General features: G+C 26.5%; 21 protein-coding genes. 1 reads left to right on the top strand and 20 read right to left on the bottom strand.

Going from position 1 to position 22,466, the window contains the following annotated elements; genetic code table 11:
• From CSGHG_RS23620 to CSGHG_RS14410, 11 genes are all read right to left on the bottom strand, one after another.
• The coding region (locus CSGHG_RS23620; protein ID WP_010296742.1) for a hypothetical protein at positions 1-1,012 on the bottom strand (1,012 nt) is incomplete at its 3' end.
• Positions 1,013-1,521: 509 nt separating this feature from the next.
• On the bottom strand, positions 1,522-2,736 hold the full coding sequence (locus CSGHG_RS14455; protein WP_010296739.1) for a membrane protein: 1,215 nt from the start codon (positions 2,734-2,736) through the stop codon (positions 1,522-1,524).
• An 11-nt stretch (positions 2,737-2,747) separates the two neighbouring features.
• Entirely contained in the window at positions 2,748-3,353 is a 606-nt protein-coding gene (locus CSGHG_RS14450; RefSeq protein ID WP_010296736.1) for a hypothetical protein, read from the bottom strand.
• 97 nt (positions 3,354-3,450) lie between these two features.
• Positions 3,451-4,308, bottom strand: coding sequence for an ABC transporter ATP-binding protein (locus tag CSGHG_RS14445; protein ID WP_010296734.1), 858 nt, complete (start codon positions 4,306-4,308; stop codon positions 3,451-3,453).
• Between the two features lie 76 nt (positions 4,309-4,384).
• The gene (locus CSGHG_RS14440; protein WP_010296733.1) at positions 4,385-5,533 is read right to left on the bottom strand and encodes a M56 family metallopeptidase; all 1,149 of its coding nucleotides are present in this window, start codon (positions 5,531-5,533) and stop codon (positions 4,385-4,387) included.
• A 16-nt stretch (positions 5,534-5,549) separates the two neighbouring features.
• Complete coding sequence (locus CSGHG_RS14435) at positions 5,550-5,924, bottom strand: BlaI/MecI/CopY family transcriptional regulator (protein WP_235700157.1); 375 nt, start codon at positions 5,922-5,924, stop codon at positions 5,550-5,552.
• A gap of 293 nt (positions 5,925-6,217) precedes the next feature.
• Positions 6,218-7,468: an MFS transporter gene (locus CSGHG_RS14430; protein ID WP_010296731.1), complete on the bottom strand. Its 1,251-nt coding sequence runs from the start codon at positions 7,466-7,468 to the stop codon at positions 6,218-6,220.
• A 5-nt stretch (positions 7,469-7,473) separates the two neighbouring features.
• A complete protein-coding gene (locus CSGHG_RS14425) occupies positions 7,474-8,259 on the bottom strand; it encodes an ABC transporter ATP-binding protein (protein WP_010296730.1) in 786 nt (261 codons plus the stop codon).
• A 2-nt stretch (positions 8,260-8,261) separates the two neighbouring features.
• Positions 8,262-9,269: a FecCD family ABC transporter permease gene (locus CSGHG_RS14420; RefSeq protein WP_010296729.1), complete on the bottom strand. Its 1,008-nt coding sequence runs from the start codon at positions 9,267-9,269 to the stop codon at positions 8,262-8,264.
• Positions 9,269-10,261, bottom strand: a complete 993-nt coding sequence (locus CSGHG_RS14415) for a FecCD family ABC transporter permease (protein ID WP_010296728.1) — start codon at positions 10,259-10,261, stop codon at positions 9,269-9,271. The genes CSGHG_RS14420 and CSGHG_RS14415 overlap by 1 nt, the downstream gene beginning before the upstream one ends.
• Positions 10,248-11,198: an iron-hydroxamate ABC transporter substrate-binding protein gene (locus CSGHG_RS14410; RefSeq protein WP_010296726.1), complete on the bottom strand. Its 951-nt coding sequence runs from the start codon at positions 11,196-11,198 to the stop codon at positions 10,248-10,250. The genes CSGHG_RS14415 and CSGHG_RS14410 overlap by 14 nt, the downstream gene beginning before the upstream one ends.
• Before the next feature lie 214 nt (positions 11,199-11,412).
• Between CSGHG_RS14410 and CSGHG_RS14405 the strand changes: the two genes are divergently transcribed.
• A complete protein-coding gene (locus tag CSGHG_RS14405) occupies positions 11,413-12,417 on the top strand; it encodes a helix-turn-helix domain-containing protein (protein WP_010296725.1) in 1,005 nt (334 codons plus the stop codon).
• An 83-nt stretch (positions 12,418-12,500) separates the two neighbouring features.
• On the opposite strand, the gene CSGHG_RS14400 is transcribed toward CSGHG_RS14405, so the two are convergent.
• The 9 genes from CSGHG_RS14400 to CSGHG_RS14360 all read right to left on the bottom strand — a co-directional run bounded on the left by CSGHG_RS14400 (position 12,501) and on the right by CSGHG_RS14360 (position 22,338).
• Entirely contained in the window at positions 12,501-14,129 is a 1,629-nt protein-coding gene (locus CSGHG_RS14400; RefSeq protein ID WP_010296723.1) for a HEAT repeat domain-containing protein, read from the bottom strand.
• 308 nt (positions 14,130-14,437) lie between these two features.
• A complete protein-coding gene (locus CSGHG_RS14395; protein ID WP_010296718.1) occupies positions 14,438-14,911 on the bottom strand; it encodes a macro domain-containing protein in 474 nt (157 codons plus the stop codon).
• A gap of 97 nt (positions 14,912-15,008) precedes the next feature.
• Positions 15,009-16,286, bottom strand: coding sequence for a DUF1963 domain-containing protein (locus tag CSGHG_RS14390; protein ID WP_010296716.1), 1,278 nt, complete (start codon positions 16,284-16,286; stop codon positions 15,009-15,011).
• Between the two features lie 134 nt (positions 16,287-16,420).
• Complete coding sequence (locus CSGHG_RS14385) at positions 16,421-17,722, bottom strand: SH3 domain-containing protein (RefSeq protein WP_010296715.1); 1,302 nt, start codon at positions 17,720-17,722, stop codon at positions 16,421-16,423.
• Positions 17,723-18,615: 893 nt separating this feature from the next.
• Entirely contained in the window at positions 18,616-19,719 is a 1,104-nt protein-coding gene (locus CSGHG_RS14380) for a hypothetical protein (RefSeq protein ID WP_010296712.1), read from the bottom strand.
• Between the two features lie 14 nt (positions 19,720-19,733).
• Positions 19,734-19,889 (bottom strand): hypothetical protein, encoded by a 156-nt coding sequence (locus CSGHG_RS23340; RefSeq protein WP_155844773.1) that lies wholly within the window; start codon positions 19,887-19,889, stop codon positions 19,734-19,736.
• Position 19,890: 1 nt separating this feature from the next.
• The gene (locus CSGHG_RS14370; protein WP_010296710.1) at positions 19,891-20,490 is read right to left on the bottom strand and encodes a hypothetical protein; all 600 of its coding nucleotides are present in this window, start codon (positions 20,488-20,490) and stop codon (positions 19,891-19,893) included.
• The gene (locus tag CSGHG_RS14365; RefSeq protein WP_010296707.1) at positions 20,439-21,974 is read right to left on the bottom strand and encodes an nSTAND3 domain-containing NTPase; all 1,536 of its coding nucleotides are present in this window, start codon (positions 21,972-21,974) and stop codon (positions 20,439-20,441) included. The genes CSGHG_RS14370 and CSGHG_RS14365 overlap by 52 nt, the downstream gene beginning before the upstream one ends.
• An 85-nt stretch (positions 21,975-22,059) precedes the next feature.
• A complete protein-coding gene (locus tag CSGHG_RS14360; RefSeq protein ID WP_010296705.1) occupies positions 22,060-22,338 on the bottom strand; it encodes a hypothetical protein in 279 nt (92 codons plus the stop codon).
• Positions 22,339-22,466: the final 128 nt, after the last annotated feature.

The following is a 22,466-nucleotide window of genomic DNA, read 5'->3' as shown; positions in this document are numbered from 1 at the left end:
GAATATAATACTTATTAAAATTAATCATATGGTACGGTAAGAATGCCTTGAGATAATGATTAATCTCAAAATTATTTTTAGGTAACATAGTCATTATTGCACAAAAAAATGTTACAAATAATGCTCCTGATAAAATCTGATCTACTATACTTGTAAATAGAAGTGTTGTAGATACCATAATTAACATTGCCATAAATCCTATTGTTACATTCAATAAATACTGCTGTAAGTATGTTAAATTGTAAGGACAAAACAAATAACTTACACTACTTTGAATAGGTAAACTAGCCCCTTTAAATCCAAGTATTAATAGTTTTGAAAGTGAAAAAATTAATACAGATGTAATATAAATCATAGCACCTACTTCAAATCCTGTTATTACTTTAACTTTGACTAAAGTTTTCTTTCCATGTTTAGTTGCAATGTACAGTTGTCTCATTTTCGTCTTTGGGTCCTTTGCGAATACAGGTAAAATGATAAATGGTATAACAACTATAACAACTGTAACAAAATCTACCATATCATTATTTAAGTTCTTCCACCCCTCTGCATATCCTAGTCTTAAAGGTGTATTAAGTTTTTCACCCTCGGAAGCTAACTTATCTATATCTTCTATATAACCTGCTCCACCTATATTCTTTTTTACATTTACTATTCTCTGATTGTAAAAATTTTTTATATCATCACTTGTAAGTTCTTCTATTTTTTTTTCATAATTCGAAGCAACCAGTATAAATAAATTTGAATTGTATAAATACTTACTTTTATCTTTGCTCTCTGCAACATCTTTTATAGCTTTTTCATCTAATAATATTTTATGTTTATCCAGTTTTGATTCTTTTAAATTATCTTTACTAGACATTATAATGTTTCCTTGTGAATCGTATACATTGTAATTATTTAGAGACATTATACTACTAAAGATAGAAAACATTAAAATAGCTACAGAGAGTATAAGAAAATTTCTCAAGCTTAATATTCTTTTTCTTTCAACTCTTATAATTTCTTTCATTTAATTTAACCACCTAATTTTTATTTTTAATATGCTGTTACTATAGGGAAACAAGCTCCAATTTAAATTTATTCAATAACCTTAAAATATTTTTATACAAAATGCAGTGTTGAATTCTAAGTGATTCGGAGCATGTCTCACTATTTTAGGTATCCAAGTTTTGGAATGGATAACTTTAAGAGTCAACTTGGAACCCTATATAAGGAAACAAGCTCAAATTTAAATTTATTCAATAACTTTAAAATATAGTGTTGAGTTCCAAGTGATTCAGAGCATGTCTCACTATTTTAGGTATCCAAGTTTTGAAATGAATAATTTTAAACACACTTTTTCTATTTTTATATAAATTTGCAAATCAAATTATATTACTAGATTAAAAGAAACTGAACTCAGTTTCATCCTAAATTATTAACTCTTACATTTTAACTATTAATTAACTATAGTTGTATTTATTTTTTCTCAACGTATAAAAAAGATTTAATTTAAGCTTGTCTTTATATATGAATCAGTTAATTTAACTTATATCTCTTATACTGCCTTATTGTTAAAACTCTAATTACTAACATGTAAATAAATGCTATAGCTATAAATGCTAATGAATATGGTATCATTATATTTCCTATAAAATAACAAATATCAAACTCTTTAAAAAAACTAATGTGTTTAGCGAAATAAATAGGATTAAGTTGTAATTGTAATGGATTAGTTGTATTCGCTAATTTTAGAAGTACCCATATACTAAATACAGATATAAACGTTGTTAATTTTGAATATTTAACTTTCAATGATATTAGCATAATTAAATTTGCAACTATTAATACCCCTAATAATCCTTGTAAAATCATAATTACTATACCTGTACCTACACTTATATTATATAAACAAGTGAACCATATAGTTTGTATAGATGTACTCCATCCATGTAAAGAAGCTCCAACTCCAATTTCTATTAAAAGTGTTCCTATAAATATAGCGTAAATTACTACTGAAAATATATTTCCTGCTATGATTCTTGCATTCATATTTTTCTTTCTTCCAAACTTAGAAGATAGTGTAAGCTCATCTATTCCATTATTGCTATTCTTTGAAAATAATGAACTTAAAGCAAACCCTATTACTATAAGAACAAGATAGTATTGTGTTCCATATTGCCATACAAAATAACTTAATCCTCCATTATAATCCACCTTGAAAGGAATTTTTAATTTATTTATTTTTTCATTTATATTATTCATATGGTTATCTGTGTATTTAAACCAATTATCACGCTGATTGTATTCTTTTATAGTATCACTTACAGATTTTTTATACTGATTATAAAACTTTTTTTCCGATTTTATAAAGTCAAAGTCTAGTCCCTTGTTAAGATTAGACGCCTTCGAACCATAATTAGCAAAGTTTATAATTTGATTTGTATAATTATATTTTGTAGAATATGCTCCAAGCAATTCCCCAGCCTTTTGTTTTTCTTTACTTGAATTGAAATTTTTAACTAAATTATCTAAATACTCTTGATTCATTACTCCTTGTATATCTTTTGATTCATTTCTTATTGCTCTACAAGATTTTAACCCATTAACTTCTTTACCTTCACTAGTAATTGCCTCAGAATTAAATAAAATTATAAAGACATTAATTGTAGATATTATAACAAGTAACACTACAGATACTATTGTGAGTTGGGTCCATATCTTTTTAAATTCATATTTTACTAATTCTTTCATATTTTTAACACCTACTCTTTATAACTGTTTCCATGATGTATTACTTTCCATGGACTATCCTTTGACTCTCTTACTAAAATTAAATAACTATATACATCCTCTTTTTCTGTTTCATATTCTTCAATATATATATTTTCATTATCATAGCCACTAGCTACTCCTTTATCTTCATCATCGTAAATTGCATTCATTCTTGGATCCATACACTGTGATACATTATGTATATATACTGGCTTTTCAGGAATTTTTAATTCATTTTCAATATAATTATTCGCAATACGTGAAAGTTCTTCCATTTTCTCATAACTTTCATTGCTAAAATCAGGCATATTTTTACTTTGACCTGGTACATTAATACATGGCTCTCCAATAGATAATGTACCTTCAGGAGTCTCTTGAATACTTTCTTTTCTTGCCTTTCTTCTTCTTGAAAGATCCTTATCAATTGCTGTATCCTTTTGTTCTTCTGGAAGTCTATCTATAGCATCTCCATCTATATTATTTACATCATTACTTCGTGAGCTGCTTATACCAGTACCTCGTGAAGTACACCCTACAGAAAATGTCAAACTCATTAATATAGCTCCAATTATCATTAAACTTTTTCTTCTTTTCATTTTAAATCCCCTCACTTTGTTAATTTTTTAACTAATATGGTTATTATAATGGTTTTAAAATATACTTATCTTTACATTTAAATTATTATAATTCTATCTAAAGACATGTAGATACATAATAATCTTCTAAGCTCGGTTCTAATGGTTTACTTGTAACCCCTTCATATTTCTCACCTACATATCTTACACGTATGTTTTGTTTTTCTTGTTTTCTATGAATCACTTTTCTATCTTGGCTTATTTTTTTAAATATATCTTGATCAACAATAGTTTCCCAAACTGTTCCTCTTATTTTTTCTACTAAGTTATCAATATTATCAGCTTCTACTAATTCCCCACTTTTTATTATTATCAAGTCATTTGCAATTGCTTCTATATCAGATAAAATATGCGTTGATAATATAACTATCTTATCTTTTGACATTGAACTTATTATATTTGAAAACCTTATCCTTTCTTTTGGATCAAGTCCTGCTGTTGGCTCGTCCAGTATTAATATTTTAGGATCATTAAGTATTGCTTGTGCTATGCCTATCCTTCTTTTCATACCACCTGAAAAAGACTTCACTTTTTTATCTGCTACATGTTCTAAGTTTACAAATCTTAAAACCTCTGGAATTTTTTTATCTAACTCACATTTGGGAATACCTTTTAATGCACCCATATATTCTAAAAAATCCTTTGCTGTAAAACTTGGAAATACATTATAATCTTGTGGCATATAACCTATAATATCTCTATACTTTTCATCTAAATTTATTATATCCTCACCATCAAAGGTTATCTTTCCTTTAGTTTGAAAATCAACAGTAGTTAAAATTCTCATAAGAGTACTCTTACCTGCTCCATTTTCTCCAAGTAATCCATAAGTACCTGACTCCATTGTAATGTTTATATTTTTTAATGCTTCTTTATTTCTATATGATTTATATAGATTTTCAATTTTCAACTCCATTTTATTCCTCCTTTATAGATACTAAATAACTATTTAAGCTATTTAGTATCTGTATTGTTTTAATAATTGTAATGAGCTATGAGCTTGGCAATAATGCATATGCCAATGAAAAATCCGATCCAATTGTTACACTGCTATATTTGCCAGTTTTAAAAAGGACTATCCCTAACTGTTTTTCTTCTTGAGTCAAATTCTCATATTCTCTATCTTCATAAAGATTTATAGTATTCCCACAAAGATTTATAACGTTTCCATTATTCATAGATTCACTACTATATAATGAAGTTTCACCTGCTTGAACTACAATTGTATTATTAAATGAAATTACTGATAATGCTGAAATAAATAATAAAAATACTACAAGAAAAGTTCCTTTTTTTCTCTTTTTAGAACTTAACATTGACTCAACTCTACCTTTAATAATGTCAACCCCATTTGTATTGAACTGAGATGAAAACATTGTAGTTTTAAGAGTATTTCTATATTTTAATGTATTTACTAAGACAAACGCATATTCCTTTATTTCATCTTTGCTAAATCTTTTAATTACTTTTTCATCACAAGACAATTCACATTGCTCACCAAAGTATACTTTTAATATCTTAACTAATGGATTAAACCAATGTATAGCACTAGCAATCATTAAAATTAACTTTAATAAATTATCTTTTCTTTTAAAGTGAATTAATTCATGTCTAAATATCCACTTTAATTGTTCTTTGTCATAATCATTATTAGGTATTATTATTTTATTTTTTATAATACCTATCAAAGCAGGAGAAGAAAGTCCATCTACTTTAGATATATTAATATATTTTCTAATATTTAAAGCCTTCTTTTCTTCTTCTAAGATTTTAATTGTCTCAGTATCAGTAACTATGTGATTTATATTTTGTATTTTCTTATAAAATAAAATTTGTTTACAAATATTTTTTATAACAATATATATAACTCCAAATAGCCAAATACAAAATATTATTTTAATGTAATTTACTATATTATTAGTTCCTGACTTTTTTATAGAATGTACACTTTCTAAAATAATATTATTTTCAAAAGGTAAATATACTCCTATACTTGATATAAAAAGCATTCTTATAGTTATCAAAATACAGATTATATAGTTTAACTTATGAGTATACTTACATAAAATTTTATTTTTTAATAAGGCTATCAATATAATTGGTATACTAATAAATATACTTGTTTTTAAAAGTTCAAACATTAAATAGTTCATAGCATCACCTATTTTTTATCCACTCTTCTAAATCTTTAATATCTCCTTCTGATATATCCTTAGAATCATCCAGAGCTGATATAATACTTGATAAAGAATTATTATGCATAAAACTAAAAAAATCTTTAGTTTCAAATTTTAAATACTCTTCCCTATTAATTAATGGCAAATAAAATGTTTGTCTACCTTCTTTTTCTTGCTTTAAAAATTCTTTTTCAACTAGTCTACTAAGAGTCTTAGATGTAGTTCCTTTTGACCAATCATATTTTTCACTCATAAATTTTGTAATATCTACAGAAGCAACTCTACAAATTTCTTGAGCCCATATAAACTTCATAACTTGTAGCTCTGTTCTAGGAATTTTTTTCAACTTTAACACTCTCCTCTTTACGACACTTGTCTACCTTGTATATTTAGTATAATACGGCATTTGTCTACTGTCAATATATTCATGTAATTAATTTTATTGTAATGTTCCTAAAAATTTTAAATATTATTAATTTAATCTTTTATATGATTTTCTTTTAATTTTTTTCTTGCCATTAATGATATATTAAGCAAATTATATATAAAAAAAAGAGCATATCACGCCTCTAACCTTTAGTTAGTTTTGCAACAGCCCCGTGAGTCTTTAAAGGTATCTCCTACCTACCATCTATTTTTCATATAAATTTATTCTAATTTCATAACATTCCACTTAATAAACAATATAAGTCCAACATTTAACATTGCTATTACTAGTAAAATTATTCCTATTGGCATTCCACTTTCTATAACTTGTCCAAATAGCAATTGTCCTGGTGCAACACTGATTGTGGCTACTGCTGTTGAAAATGCTGATACACTGCCTAACATGTATACTGGTAATTCTTTTTGCATAAATGTTAAAGTTAATACATTTGATAATGTTAATGATAGCATTATTACCATACCCCCAATTGCAAAGATTCCTACTAAAATATAATTATTTACTTTTATAAACCCTATAGTAGACATTAGAATTACACCTACTATCATAGGTAAATATGTATAATGTAATTTTTTCATTGAGAACATTTTAGGTTTCATGCTTATTAAAAAGCCCCCAAATATCATACCTAACACACATATTCCTTCTACCATTCCATAAACCTTAGAAGAAAGTCCTAGTAATATGTTTATAAAATATGGTGCAATTATTGATATTATCGGTACTAAAAATATATTGCAAAAGGCATAAGAAACTATAATTCCTAATATGATTTTCTTTTCTTTTTTCAAGTAAATAAAAGTATTTTTCATATCTAAAAAAGATTGTTTTATAAATTCCATTGATAATAACTTATTGTTTTTATTACATTGTATATCTTCATGTTTACATACATCTGGAATGTCTAGGAATAGCTCCATTATTGCTGATATAAAAAAACTTATTGCATTTATTATCACTATTATTTTTATACCTAATATTCCATAAAATATTCCTGCAAATATTGGCCCTACAAAGTTTACAATTGAACCTACTTGATTTATTATTCCATTGGCTGAAGTAAGTTCGTCTTTCTCTACTATTTGTGGGATTGAAGATACTGTAGCTGGCCCATACAATGTGGAGCAGACTGATAGCATAAACATAACTATAGCAACTATCAATTCATTATCTCTTCCACTTAGTAACACAAAAGCATAACATCCAATTATTGCAAAGCAAAAGAAATCTAAATATACCATTATCTTTTTTTTATTTACATTGTCTGAAAGCCTTCCTGCTATTGGTGCAAATAAAACATAAGGTATTGTTGATATTGCTAATATGTTAGCAAAAACGGCTGCACTACCTGTAAACTCTAGTAAATATAAAGACATGCTAAACCTTTGAATGGCATTTCCAAATAGAGAAATAATCTGCCCAATCACTATTATTATAAAGTTTTTATTTTTCATCTACTCTACCTAAAAAGCTCATACTCCATGCATACTGGATACTGACCATTTTCACTTTCTTTAATATTAGCATTTATTCCATATATCTCTTTTAAAGTACTATTATTAATTACCTCTATAGGCTTTCCCTTACAAACGATTTTTCCTTTTTTAAGACCAATGATATTATCTGCAAATCTACAAGCATTATTAAGTTCATGAATAACTATAACCACTGTTATGTTCTTTTCTTGGTTAAGCTTTTGAAGCACTTCTAGCACTTCTAACTGATATGACATATCTAAATAAGTTGTAGGCTCATCAAGCATTATAATCTCTGTTTCTTGAGCTAACGCCATAGCAATCCAAGCTCTTTGTCTTTGTCCACCAGATAAATTTTCAATTTCTCTATCTGCAAATTCACTAAGAACAGTTTCCTTTATTGCCCAATCAATTATTTCTTTATCATGGTTATTAAGACCACCTATAATCTTTTGATGTGGAAACCTTCCATAAGCAACAAGTTCCCTTACTGTAAGTCCACTTGGGCAACTTGGTCCCTGTGGTAGAAAAGCAACTTCTTTAGCTATATCCTTTTCTTTTATGCTTTTTATATTTCTATTATTTATAAAAATATCACCGTTTTTAGGCTTATTAATTCTTGCTATAGTTTTAAGTAAGGTTGATTTTCCACAACCATTTGCTCCAATAATTATGCTGATTTTTCCTTTAGGTATGTCCAAATTCATATTTTCAATTATAGTATTATTTTCATATGCCACTGATAAATTTTTTACACTAATAGCTTCCATAATTATTTCTCCTTCATCATTAAATAAATAAAATATGGTACTCCAAATATTGATACTGTTATTCCCACTGGAATCTCAATTGGAGAAAATAAATTTCTTGAAACTGCATCTGCCAAGATTACTATTATTACACTTATCATAGCTGACACTACAAGAAAATTTTTATGATATGGTCCAACTAACTTCCTTGCCATATGTGGTGATATAAGTCCTAAAAATCCAATATTTCCTGCAAAGGCTGTTGCTGTTCCTGCCAATATAACTACATAACTTAAAAACTTTTTTCTTTCCTTTTCTAAGTTTAAACCTAATGATATGGCAAGTTCATCAGAAAGGTTTAATACATCTAACTTTTTATGATTTAATAAAACTAATATAAACATTATTGATACTATTGGAATAACTACTTTTGCATAGTTCCATCCAGAACCCCAAAGACTTCCTGATGTCCAAACTAATATTCTATTATAATCTCCAACTCCACCTCTAAATGTAATAAAAGTTATAAAAGCATTTAGCCCTGCATTTAGTCCAATTCCTATTAACAAAAGTCTTTTTGGTCTTATCCCATTTCTACTAGACATCATATATATTACAAAGGCAGTAATTCCTGCTCCCAATATTGCCATAAAGGGCAGAACAAATATTGAAAACTCTCCAAATTCACTGTAATAACTTCCAGTTTGATATGTAATAAATAATACTGCCGCCACTGCTGCACCAGCATTTATACCTATTATTCCTGTATCTGCTAAATCATTTTTAGTTATAGTTTGAAGAATTGCTCCTGCTGTTGATAATGCAATTGCCACAAAAACTCCAACTAAAATTCTTGGAAGTCTAATATCTAATATTGCTGTATTTTGGGCTCTTGTTCCATTGCCTAGAAATGTGTTTATAACATCTATAGCAGAAACTTTGTATGTACCCCAACATAGTGTAACTACAAAGGATATAGACAATAAAACTATTAAAATTATCAAAACTGCTTTAAATCGTTTTTTACCCATTATCCTCTCTCCTTTCTAGCTACTGAAATAAAAAATGGTACTCCTATCAACACTGTAAATACTCCAATTGGTGTTTCATAAGGATTAAATAACATTCTTGCTGCAATGTCTGCATAAGTTAAAAGAACTGCTCCAAATAAAAATGAACATGGTATATTTCTTCTATAATCTTCTCCTAATAACTTTCTAACTATTTGTGGAACTATAAGTCCAACAAATGCTATATTCTTACCAACTGCAACTGCTGCTGCAATCATTGGTATCACTACCATAAGAGTTTTAAATCTTATTTTTTGTGGATTTTGCCCAAGCCCAATGGCAACATCGTCTCCTAAATTTAATATATTTATTTTTGATGATAATAAAATTGCTATAACAAGTCCTATAATTGCAAATATAAATACTAATTTAAAATCTTCCCAAGTGGCATTTCTAAAACCTCCAGATACCCAAAAGGCTATCATTTGAGATTGATTTGTTAATAATCCAATTATTGTAGTTAAAGAAATGAAAAATGTACTCATAGCTGTTCCTGCTAAAAGTATCTTTGTAATAGAATTATTATTTGCCTTTTTTGATATAAATGCTAAAACTATAATTCCAGTTATAAGTGCTCCTATAAAAGAAGCTATCATTACATTTTTAGTGTTTATTGTAACTCCTACTGCATAAAAAATTGCTATTATTAAAGTTGCTCCTTGGCTCACCCCTAATATAGATGGTTCTGCTATTGGATTTCTTGTAACACCTTGAACCATTGCACCTGTTACTCCTAAAATTCCTCCTGTTAATAAAACAGAAAGTGCCCTTGGAATACGTACATCTCTAACTAACATAAGTTCTAAAGTTTTATTATAATTAAAAATGCTATTCCAAATATCCTTAAAAGTAATATAGACAGATCCTAGCTTTATAGCTAGAATCAGTCCCACTATTAGAAGTAACAAACTACAAAATAGAAAAATTATTGTACGTTTATTACTTAGTTTCATTTAACATCTCACCTATTTCATCTACTAATATATCTCTTCCAATTGAGCTGTACCCTTGATTAAAATAAGGTGATGCTTCTAATACAATAACATTACCATTCTTAACTGCAGGTAAACTGTTCCAAATTGCATTGCTTTCTAATTGTGCTAAATCTTCTTTTGTTGCCATTAAAAATATGTAATCAGTTTTAATTGATGCTAATCCTTCATAAGTTACAACTGGAAGGCTTATATCACCTTGCTTTGGCATTCCTTCTGGTTTGTTAAGACCCATATCTTCATATAACACGCTACCAAAACCAGCTCCATCAAATATAAAAAATTGTCCTCCACTTGCTAAGAATGAAAGATATGTTTTATCTTCTCCAAATTCTCCTTTAACTTTATCGCCAGCCTTTTTAGCCTTAACTTCGTAATCTGCTAGCCATTTATCTGCTTTATCCTCTTTATTAAATACCTTTGAAAAAGATTTAAGATCTGCTTTCCAGTCTAATGCATCTAATTGAATCATAACTGTTGGTGCAATTTTATTTAATTGGTCATACATTTTTTCTTGAACTGTTGATATAACTATTAAATCTGGTTCTAAATTCATAACTCCTTCTATATCCATAGTATCTTGCATGCTATATCCTAAAATCTCTGCACCTTTTAATGTATCCTCCAAATATGAAGGAAACTTAGTGTAATCATAAGCATCACTATTTGCAGTTCCTATAACTTTATAACCTAAAATTGATAAAATATCGCTATTACCACTTAAATCTACTATTTTTTCAGGATTTGTTGGTATTTCAACTTCTCCTCTTACATCTGTAACTGTTACAGTGTTTTTTGCTCCGTTCTCTTCTTTTACCTCTTTATTTGTTCCGCATCCCACTAAAAATATAGCCGTTATACAGATAATTATTGTACTCTTTAAAAAATTAAACTTCATAATATTCCTCCTTAGTATTGCTTCCTATCTACTTTTTGTGTTACGATTTATCTGAACTTATTGTATATGAGTTTCATTCTCATTTCAATCCTTGCATCTAATTTAATAATTTTATCATCTATTCTAATAATTATTATTTAGATAGCAAAAACTTATATTAAAGAATATTATGTCCAAAACTAAGCATAAAATTTATAAAAATGAGGTATATACTATGATTTGCAAAACAACAAAGGAATTTCAAAATAAAGTTTTAAATAAAATGACCTTTACATCCTATCCAAATAAAAACTACACAATATATAAAAATGAAAATAGACCTGAACTAGGATATTTTATTAAATATAGTAGAGATAAGTATTATGAATTTGGAATTGGCGACTATACAATTCCAGAAAGTTTTTCTCTTGTTTTTGAACATAATGAAGAAATATTACGGTTTGGAACTGTTTATAGTGGCGAAACTAAATTTAAAATTGAAAATAATCCAATATCTTCTTTTAGTCCATCCTCATTTTTTGTATCTGAAAAAAACATAAAAGGAAAGCAACATTGGAAAAAAGGTCAACACTTTCATGGTGCAGAAATAACAATTTATAAAAAATACTTTGAAGAAATAATACATTCAAACTTTCCAGAATCTATAGTTTTTGATAAATTCATTAACAACTATACCTATAACTATCTACCTCTTGAAGTAGCTTCTATTATTCAAAAATTAAGAAGTCTAGCTGAATCTAATAAATTGACTTCATTATACTTAGAAAGCAAAATTTTAGAATCAATAGCGTTACTTTATAATGAGATATCTTCTTCACCTGAAAATGTTTTTACTAATCAGCTTAATTATGGAGATATTAAAATAGGGAATAATAGATCTATTACTCTAACTGCATCAGATGTAAATGCAATCCAAAAAGCCCATGATATCTTAACAAAAGAAATATGTAATCCACCTACAATAAAAAGCCTAAGCAAAATGGTATTTTTAAATGAACAAAAGTTAAAGGCAGGATTCTCTGCAAAATATCATATGTCAATTAGACAATATACTAATTCACTTAGAATGACTACAGCAGAAAACTTGCTATGTACAACAGAATTAAGTATTGATGAAATATCTAAAATGGTTGGATATAATTATAGCGGAAACTTTGTAAAAGTGTTTAAAAATGTACATGGAAAAACGCCTTTAGCATTTAGAAAAATGAAGTTATAGAATTTATATAAAAAACCATCTTGATGTTTAAAACTGAATTTTAAGCATTAAGATGGTTTTTACATTCTCTTAAATAGTATATTCTACTTACTAAAATCTCTTATACAGGATTCAATGAAATACCTATCACTATCTTTGATTGACTTTCCAAAACACTCTAAAGCTTCCCTTAACTCCTTTATTTGAATATTACTAGGAGCTATAAAGGATTGATTATATTTCAATTTCCACCTTTCAAGTGTTCTTTGCCCAAGCATTGAAATTTCTTTTTCTTTATCAGCACATAGTTCTAAAATATACCTTATAGCATTCCATTTACTTAATGAACATAAAAGAATGGCAGAGTTAACTTTCACATGGTAATATGTATCTTCTTTAAAGATTTTATATATATTATCTATATCATTAGCATTAATCTCTTTGCCTAAAACCTTTCTTGCAGTCTTAGATATACCTGCTCTTTTATGGTTTAAAAACAAAAGAATTTTCTCTTTATACTCTTCCATATTTAATCCTGCTAAAGAAATAATTGATGCCTTTACTATTTTAGTGATATCCGAATCTATAAACTTAGCAATAAATTTTGAATCATTTTTATTACCTGTTTCTCCAAGTCCACAAATACTAGAATATAATTTATCATTTTTCTCTATTCCATCATGGTATATTGCTGCAAAATCATATTTTTTATGTTTTGAAAGCAAGTATCGTGATAACTCTCTAACTGCTTGATTGTTATCAAATAAACTCTTTTCTAACATATTTATAGCTTCTTTAGGTGCAAAATAATATAATAGTTCAAGTCCAATAATTCTGATTTGTGAATGCTTATCATTAATCAATAACTGTGAAATATCAATAAATTCCTCACCTGTTGTTTCATTTTTTATATTTCTAAGTACAAATAACCTATTGTAAGGATCACTATCCTTTATTAAATATTTTATAATACTTTTATTGTCTATAACTTTTCTTTCAAGGATTATCTTATAACAAGCTAACCTCATTTTTGAATCCGTTGATTGAATTCCACATATTAATTTTTCAGAACCTTCTTTAGTAGTCATTATTGAAATAATTTTATCTATAATATGACTATGTTCATCCCTTGAACATTCCCTTAATCTTAATACTAAAGGTAAATTATCTACAAAATCCGTAATATATTCTAAAGTTATGTATCTTTCTAGTTGTTCTTTTGAAGTGTCTCTAACTTGACTTACCCAATCATTAAGCCTAATTAAGATGTATGGTATTTCATTTCCTGTTTTTATATTCGAAAGAGCAAGTATTGCCTTCTCTCTAAAATATCCATTTGGATGAAAACTACTTAACCCTAATATTGTAATCTTCTCCTCTTGTGACATTAAAGGATGAATCAGGTTATTAGGATTTTTATTATTCCAATCATAATACCATTCAAAGGAAGTCCTTTCCCTAAATATTGTATCCATCTTAACTAACTGACTAAAACTTAATGTCCTAACAAAATTATTGAGAATTTCTGCAACCTGCAACTTTATTTTTTCATTATTACTAAGCAATAACTTAAATACATCTGGAATAGCTAATAATGTTAAATCATTAGCTAATAAGTCTCTAAATATTCTCTCTTCCCTTATGTTAATTTTCTCAAAATCTATTGAATCATCTATCTTTACTGATTTTCTTTTATTATAGTTGGTTATTCTTTCTAAAACTTTTTTAATCATATTTATAATCACTTTCTTTCAGCTTTGGTTAACTATTTAAATTCGTTATAATCTGGTACCATACATCTATTAATCCAATCATTCAAATCTTTATATACTCTAGTTTTAAGATATGCTTCACTTTCTTCTTTACTGGAAAATGTTAAATGCACTACTGTAAATTTAAATTCTATATCGTCAATTTCAAATAGAAAATCATCACAATCATAGCGCCTTCCTATTATTGATACTTTTTTAATTAATCATCCCCATTGTAAAAATATAATTTATTAATCTAAATGCACTACACTGTACTATTTATAATAAATTTAATTTATATCATAAACATATACATCTATACCCATAGAGCATATATTTTTATTTATTAATTTCTCAATTTCTTCCCATTTACCACCTGCAAGCCCACATCCAATTCTAGGCATATGTATAGTGGCATTTAATTCTACAGCTTTTTCTCCTACTTTTTCTAGACATTTATCAACAGCTTCATATCTAATAGGTGGTCCTGATTTTCCTCTTTTTATATCTCTTTGTCCTATCATATTAGCAACATATATATCTTCTGAAACTTGTACATACTGAACTTCTCCGAGTTCAAAATTAGAATCATCTTTATACCACTTTCTATATTCCTTCTCAGGTTTATTCCATCTTTTAGAAAGAGCTAATACAAATCCTTTACCCCATGCACCAATATCATTGCAAATATGGGCAATTATTTTATTTCCGTCTATACTTGGAGTAGTAGCATCGCCTTTCAAATATATAATTTCTTTTTTCATTTTTCTTTCCTCCAAAATCTATTTAGCATGTTAGTCCTCTAAACTTCTCATTTCACATTTTCATTCTATATTTTAAATGAATTTACCTGTTCAACTCCTAAGTTTGTTGATAATGTGTAGCAGCTATATTGCATTCTTCACAGATAAAAGCATAATATATACCTTCACCATATTCCTCAATATCAGCCCAATCAATTTGTGCAATAAACTTCATATGTTTTGAACATTTTGGACACTTTGGGTATTCTGCATCTTGTATCCAAGTAGGATATCCTCCGATTTGAGAAAATGTTGTTTCTAAAAACTCACTTGCTGCATGATAACAGTTTCTCTTTACCTTTGACATACTTATTGATGCTTTATAAATTGGATTTTCCTCATTAGTTGTATCACATAGATATTGCGGTTTAATATTTAATTTACTCCAATATGTAGCTCCATTAGTATCAATATCAGTATATATAGGTTCATAGCAATTACACATAGGACAAGTTGCTATATTTAATCTGTTACCATTCAAATTCATAAATTCAAAAAATGAGTTAGTTAAATCAAAACTAACTAAATTAACTAATGCTTCTCCGCACCATTCACATTTTTTATCTTCTGTCTGCAAAAACAATACAGGTTCATCTACAAGAGGATTTTTCTTTTCAATAGCATAACAATCTTCAAAAAATAGATTTCTTCTTTTCCCCTCTTCTGTTAACTCCCATCCAGCCTCTAAAGAATATTCTTCTGGTGGAACATAAAGTTTATTTCTCCACTTAGGCGGATTCTTTCTCCATTCATAAAATAAATCTACAACTTTTGCATCACCAATCCAAGCTAAAGCTCTTAACACATGATTTAAATTTAAAGTATCTACTTCTTCAATAACTTGTCCTATAAGATAATCCCTAACATTACTTGAAGCATCTTTAAATATTATGTCAGGATAACACTCATTTTTCTTTATTAAAGCCTTTAGGCATTCTTCCACTTCTGTATTGATGTAACATACAATTGATAACAATATATCTTGTGCCATCTCTATGTTTTCACTTTCAATTAGATTTATAGCATAATCCTTCATCTTTTCTATATCTTCTTTACAAAGAGAAGTATACATTTCTTCAATACTTTTTTCGTATTTCACGTAATTTTCTAAAGGATTACATTTCTTAGGTTTGTGCATTATCTTTAAAATTTCAACAGGATCACTTATGTTAGCATACAAATTAACATCTTTCCTATTTTTCTTGATAAATTCCTCACGTTCTTTTCTTTTCATTCTTTGATAACATGGCATACAATATCCACCAGTTCTATCAGCTGTTATTTGTAAAATAGTTGCCTTGCAACCTTCCGTAATACAAGGTATTCGCTCACTCAAAATTATTCCCCCTACCTATCCCTATCGGTAAATTTGTTCGCTTTTCTAATACTCACAATTTTTAATATATATGTCTAACTCTATTTTGTAAATTATTACATCTTCACTGTGTTAAAATAATAATAATAATATATTTAACTATTTACCCTCTCTATGTATGATGCAAACATCCACCCAATATATGTTTTATTATCTTCTCCATCAAATTTAATTTTTGCCCAATCATCATCTGTTTCTAATATTACAACTACTTCACCAAAATTTCTCATTTTATATACTATAGGTGATTCAAATGTATTATTAGTTCTTATCTCTACATCATTAGCTATAATTAAACCAAAATTATCTATTAAAATATTATCTATAATTGGATTTTGAAATTCATTTTTAACCAAATTTATAACTTCTTGCTTTATAAAATTTATTTTTCTTTTTTTATCTTCTATAACTTTAATATTAATTTTTCTCTTTTTTACAAATTTATAAATACCTCTTATTAAATATTCCATTAAATACTTTATTAAATCAAAAATTACTGGATGATTGCTATCAAAGTTTTCAACACTATTTAACAATCCTTTTCCACAAATTAAAATAATGCCAAGAACATTAGCAACTTTATCTAGTGTACAAACAACATCTTCATTTAAATTATTTATACTTTCAGTAATTTCATCACTAATATAATTGTGTTTTGACATGCTGTTAGACTGATTAAAAACATTTATTAATGGTATAATGAATAAAGAAAATACTATTATAATTATTATAGGATTGTAACCCTTACTCTTTTTAACTATTTTTTCAATTTTACTTTCAATTGGTGAATCTTCCTCTAAATAAGAATTAACCGCTCCTACAACTTCATCCATATTAATATTTTTATTAGAATAATTTATTGTACCATTACTATTTATTTTAATACATTTAAAGTCTATTTCATTAATTTGTTGTGATATTTGTTGAATAGAATTTACTAATTTACTACTAATACCTGCTGAAACAATATTAGTAGTTGATTTACTTAGTGTTTTTATGTACTTTGAATTAATATCCTTCAAAAGTGGATTTTTTAGTATACACAAAGCACTCGTTATTATATTACTACTAGATGTAACTGATTCTATCAATTTACTCTTTTGCTCAATTAAGCTTACTAAATTGCTACTAACACCTATTGATGCAATATTAATAGGTGATTCACTTAATATTTTTGTATAATTTGAAGTGATGTTATCTAAAGGTGGACTTTTTAGTATCTCAAAAGCATTTTCTAATATATTAATGTCAAAATGAGCCGAATTTATTAATCTTTCCCTTTGTTCAATTGATTTTAATAATTTGCTACTAGCACTTTCCAAAACTATATTTCTCATTGTTTCTGATTCTACTACTTTTTCCATTAAGTTTGAATTTATCTTATATTTATTTTCCAATATATCCTCTCCCTTTGTCTATTTTCATTGTAAACATATACACTATTGCATTATAAATGTTATAAATTTAAATATCTTTTAATCCGTTATTTGCAAAATAGTTGCCTTGCAACCCTGAGTAATACAAGGTATTCGCTCACTCAAAATTATTCCTTCGTATCTATGCTATAACTTAAGTGAATAAATATCTATATATATTTGTTCACTTTCGTTTGCCTTTTCTATGGTTTATAATCTTTAATATCTATATTTCTAACTCTATTCTATAAATTATTACATATATTTCAATAATATCATAACTCTTAAGAAATATTAATCTATTATCCCTTATTATGTAAAAGATTCTCCACTTTAAAATAACCTTTTAGATATATTAAAAACCACTTTAATACTTAGAATTTGACTCTAAACATTGAAGTGGTTTTCTATATTAACGCCATTGTTTGCACTCTTCTTGATAAATCACTATAGTTATTTAAATGTTTTTAGTTATATTTTTTACTTATTTTAAATCATTCAATACTACTGAATACAAATTTAATATTTATTTCTGAGTTGTTTCTAAGTCCGACCTTATATAACTTTTAAACTCATCCTATATAGTATATAATGAAATTTTTTTCAATAAAATTAGGGCGTGTCTGAAAACTAAGAATCTAAGAATATTTTTGAAATAACTTCAAAATTTACAGCAGAATTTATTTAATCTTTACTAAATTTATATGAAATTTTATTTCTGAATTATAGAAATTACGACTAATATTGTTCTAAAAATGAGTTTTCAGACACTTCCTAATATAATAATTACTTTTATTTCCTTATACTTATCAGACCTTACTAATAACTTCTTTTCTAATTTATCAAAATTATTTTAAATGATATTTTGCTTATTATTATGATAAATCCCTGTCTTCTAAATATTCTCCAACTAAGGCTTGTTGTTTCTGCTTTTCCTTGCTTAAAATAAGTTCTTTTAAATATGCCTTATGTTCAATATAGTCTATTCCATTTATACTATTAATTAATTCACTTAGAAAACTAATCTCTTCTTCTATAAGAGGAACCTCGCTCCCAGACCAACATTTAAATCTAGGAAATAGTTCTATTGATTTAAATGCTTCTATATCTGTATTCATATCAAGAAAATATAGCAGAAGCTCTTGTCTATTAGCCGTAAAAACAGCCATGACTACCTGAAAAATTAAATTTAAATAATCTACATTATTCAAAAATTTTTTTATATAGTTTTTTATCCATTCTATTTTTCTATTTTTAATTGTTTTTGAAGTATTAGTACTATTCATAAATATTTTTTCTATATCTTTTTCACAAAAGTACAAACTTATATTGCCTTTAGAGCTAATTAGTATATCGAATGATATTTTAATTAGCTCATCGTAATTTTCCTGTTCCCATAACCTCTTAAAATTCCCCATATAATAATCTGCATTCCTAGTATTTATTATCTGTTGCACAAATTTTTTTAAAAACTCTACATTATTCTTTACTAAACTAATAAATAAATAACCTTCATAATCTATATCACTTTCAATTACATTTAAATATAGATTTTCTAATATGTTAATATCCTCCATAAATATACTTAAAACCATATCAGCATCAGCCTTATCTAAGCTATGTCCTAAAAAAGACTGTATAGCATACGATTTTTCGAGTGAATTTATTGTTAATAATTTCAAAGATAAATCGCGTACTATATTCTCATCAATATCTTTATATAGTGCTATAAATTGAATATTAGGTATCATTGGTTGTTGCCTTTTTATTTCACCTCCAAAAACCTTTCTTAATAAATTTGCATATATTATAGTTCTTCTTTCCATTGGAATACAAAATAAAAATTCATATATCCAGTTATTTTTTTGCTTATACTCATAATTAAAGATAATTTTTTCAGTTTCTTCAATACCTATAAATTTAATAAGAATAGATATTTTATTACTTATGCAATTAGAGAAAGGCGTATCACATTTCAAATATGCTTTTATCGCTACAACATATTTTTTAAATTTTCTTTAGTTGCCTCAAATAAAAGTGTTATTCCATCTTGCAACTTCCAAACTTCTCTATTTTCACTTTTATCTAAAATACTATTGCATAAATTAAATAACTTAATAAAATCATCTTCTTCATAATCTTTTACCATGTTATAGATATTTTTTTCTCTTCTCTTGTTGTAGCTTCCAATCTATACCAGTATCATAACTCTTACATAGAGTTTTATATATTAAAAACTCTTCATTTTCTATATATTTTTCTAATACTGTATCCTCAATAATTTCTAATCTTTGATTTATTCTCTTAAATTGATTTAAAATTTTACATTGTATAAAATCTGGTGATATTATCTGATTAAATATATACTTCTTTATAAATTTAAAATCCATTTCATATACCAATTTTAGCTGATTTTTATTTTTCGAATATGGATTATAATTTAATAATATTTTATTTATAATATTTTTGTACTTTTCTTGCTTATATAACTCTCCTAAAATACTCCATAAGATTTTTCTTAACTTTTTTAAGCCTTCACACATATATAAATTAAATGTAATAAAGTTGATTGATCTCATACCATTACTTTCAGTTCTATGAAATTCAAACTTGATATATTCTTCAATTATATTTAGAAGTAATATAGTTAAATTTATATCTAAACCTTTATTAGCCTCTTTCCATAAATATTCAACATTTAATAGTTCTCTCTCATATTCATATTGAAGAGAATTCTGATCATATCCCAATCTATCTGCGAATAAAAGATAAAAATCTGATGCCTCAGATGGCTTTTTTTAAAATAATATATAATTAACTCAAGTATCAACTCATAATTATTAGAATATTTAAATCCACCTAACAACTCGACTATCTCTGATTTAATAGAATTATTCTTCTCTTTATCTTTTAAATTAAAGCTATCTATCAATATATCCTCTTTATCCATCTTATCTATTTTATTTTTTATATATGCTAATGATTTTTCTTCATTTAATACATGAAATGATTTTAAATATTCAAACTTCTCTTTATCATCTTCTATAGCACTCCACACCTTATTTACTTGATCCTCTATATATTTAAAACACTCTTCATTATTAAATAATGTTCCAATTGTATTTAAAGCATATATTAGTTTACGTCTATATCTTTTAAACAAATTTTTAATAACATCTACTAATGCAATATACTTCTTCTCTATAAGAACGTAATATAATAAATAGTCTCCCATACTTTGGTCACTAATTTTTACTACTTTATCCATGTATAAATCAATAATTTCACTATTATCAAGTTCATAGCATAATTCATAAAACTCATCTTCATTTATCCCATTATCCCTTAATATCTTTATTGCTATTTCATGATTTTCATATTCAAATGGTCCTAATAATGTAATAAGAAATGCAGAGATAATTTTCTTTCTATCAAAAAATTCTTTTTCAATAATCTCTCCATAATAATATTTAAATATATCTACTGAATTATATATTGATGATAATCCATTCTTCAAAGCAATTTTTCCTGCTAAAATTGCTAATCTTGCATTTCCTTTTGATATCTTTGCTATTTGATCTAAGTACTTATTATTTTTTATATCTAAATTGTTACTCAAAATTTCTTTTATAACTTCATCACTTAAAACATCTATTTCTTCTTCTTGAGGAATTACTTTATTATATATTACTTGTTTTACTCTATCCTTTGCATAATCTCTTATTGTCATTATAATCCTAACATTTATTCCTTCAGGTGGTGCTATAACATAATCTAATACATGCTCTAACTGAGTGGTTTTATTAGCATCATCTATAAACAATAGGTAATCTCCTGAATCTGATAAATAATATTTTAAATCGTTGTATAACATTTGACCATTATTTTTTACACAAAATACGCGTAAATTATGCTTATCTCTATATATTCTCGCTATTTCTAGTGCTAATCTAGTTTTACCTATCCCGGATTTTCCAAATATCAATACAACCTTGCTCTCTTCAAGCTTATTAATTAATGATTCTATTTCATTATCCCTATGTAATAGTTCCATATTAATTGAAGCATTCATCTTGGTTTTATCATACTTATCTATAAAATCATCGATTTCAAATATTTGTTCCGTATCTATCGGTATATTTAAAAATTCAGATGCTATTGTAGGATAATTAATTAATAAATCATGTGAAACACTTCCTATCCCTATTAATGTTATTTTTACACCTTCAATCATATTTTCTAACTTTTTCTTTTGTTCAATATGTATATTAGTTGATGTATAACAACATATTATTTCTTCAATTTCTTTAATACTAATATTAAGTTTTTTTATCTAAACACGATTTTATATCTTTTTCTATCTTTTTATATGATGTACTTTCAACTGTACCATACATAATTAAAACATACTTATCATTATCTAACTTTACATATGAATCCGGAATTCCTTTAGTAACTTTATTTGTTCCAGTATGAGAACCTAATGGCTCAATATTTTTGTACTTAAATTTCTTATATAGATATGCATCCATTAATTTTTGGTATTCTCCACCATCTAATCCTATAATAGCTTGTTGAATTGCATTTATTTTACTCAATTTTTTCTCCCCTTTATACTTACTAATCTAATCATTAATAATTAAAGACCTATAATTCATTATACTATAAAAGTATATTTTTCAATAAACAATTACTTATGATATATTATGTTTCTTACCTTAAACAA

It is taken from the genome of Clostridium senegalense JC122 (assembly GCF_000285575.1).
Taxonomy (GTDB): Bacteria; Bacillota; Clostridia; order Clostridiales; family Clostridiaceae; genus Clostridium_J; species Clostridium_J senegalense.
The sequence above is the reverse complement of the archived record's forward strand: the minus strand, read 5'-3'. Positions and strand labels throughout refer to the sequence as shown.